This is a genomic window from Ligilactobacillus acidipiscis DSM 15836, assembly GCF_001435755.1.
Classification (GTDB): domain Bacteria; phylum Bacillota; class Bacilli; order Lactobacillales; family Lactobacillaceae; genus Ligilactobacillus; species Ligilactobacillus acidipiscis.
Genome location: NZ_AZFI01000291.1, coordinates 1 through 1131, shown reverse-complemented (window position 1 = coordinate 1131; position 1131 = coordinate 1). Strand labels below are relative to the sequence as shown.

Below are 1131 nucleotides of genomic sequence, written 5' to 3'. Positions count from 1 at the left end.
GCCCCCTGTGAGGGTAGGTAGCTGCCGCGCTAATTTTTCAGATACTGAGTTTTCTCAGTATCTTTTTTGCGGAAGTAGTTCAGTGGTAGAACATCACCTTGCCATGGTGGGGGTCGCGGGTTCGAATCCCGTCTTCCGCTTCGCTAGAGTTTCAGTGAAGTTACCTAATAATGATTTATGCACCCATAGCGCAATTGGATAGAGTGTCTGACTACGAATCAGAAGGTTGTAGGTTCGACTCCTACTGGGTGCATTTTTGTTAGTAAAGAATATACAAATAAGAAGTTCCAAGTTTATTGTGGCACGTTTGAAGCGTGCTTAATTAAGCTTGGAACTTCTTTTGTTGAGTGTTGTTATAAATTTCTAACTATATATTAGTTTCTTTGTTTTCTTTTTACAGCGACTGGTTGCGCTATAGAGTGTTTTATGGGAAATATTTAGTTTATTTGCAATAGTCTCTTTCGAGTAGGGGTTTGGATTACAATACATTTGCATGACTTGATTTTCTAAACTTGAAAGAACTTTTGGCAATCTAGCTATATCTGCTTCAAGCAAAACTTGTCTGTCTGGTGTTAAATTTGTACGATCCGGTCCAAGGTAACCACTACCTTTTTCGGTTATTAAGGATTCAAACGAATTAGCCAAAAGGTCAAAGTGACGCTTTTTTGCGGCTTGATTACGCAATAGTGTACGAAAATAATTAGACAAGTTTGCTTTAAAAAAAGAGCCGAAAGGTACGTTTCGATCCAGCTCGAAATTTTGAACACTCTGATAACAGATCACCATTGCCTCAACTTTCAAGTCATCAAAATCATAATAACGAAACTTGAAGGCGCTGATTGTTGAGATGACTAACGGATGGTATTTTTGAAAAAGTATCAGTAATGATAAACTTTCAGGGTCCGCTAAAATGTCTGTAATAAGTTCAAGATCATTGGCAACATAATTCTTGTTTTTGGTCATACTAATACCTCTTATCCTTATGAATTTGTGATTCAGTATTAAGTTTGACACTAAATGCAAAATTCTAAAATAAAGCGCTTTATTTTGCACAGAAAAATTTACGAATTTTATCAAAAAAACGAAAAAAAAGAGAAACTGTTAAGAACAGTTTCCCACAACTTCAATAAG

At 36.2% G+C, this 1131-nt stretch carries 1 protein-coding gene and 2 tRNA genes; 2 read left to right on the top strand and 1 reads right to left on the bottom strand.

Translation table 11 applies throughout. The features are described 5' to 3' along the window. The first annotated feature begins 68 nt into the window (after nucleotides 1–68). Nucleotides 69–140: transfer RNA gene (locus FC65_RS10765), tRNA-Gly, on the top strand. Between the two features lie 39 nt (nucleotides 141–179). Continuing rightward, nucleotides 180–253, top strand: a tRNA-Arg gene (locus FC65_RS10760). A 110-nt stretch (nucleotides 254–363) separates the two neighbouring features. Here the strand turns inward: FC65_RS10760 and FC65_RS10755 are convergent. Further along, nucleotides 364–963, bottom strand: coding sequence for a sigma-70 family RNA polymerase sigma factor (locus tag FC65_RS10755; RefSeq protein WP_010496666.1), 600 nt, complete (start codon nucleotides 961–963; stop codon nucleotides 364–366). Nucleotides 964–1131 lie beyond the last annotated feature (168 nt).

What these genes read in the sequence shown, in the direction of transcription:
- FC65_RS10755 (WP_010496666.1), bottom strand. Translation starts at nt 963, where the DNA reads ATGACCAAAAACAAGAATTATGTTGCCAATGATCTTGAACTTATTACA.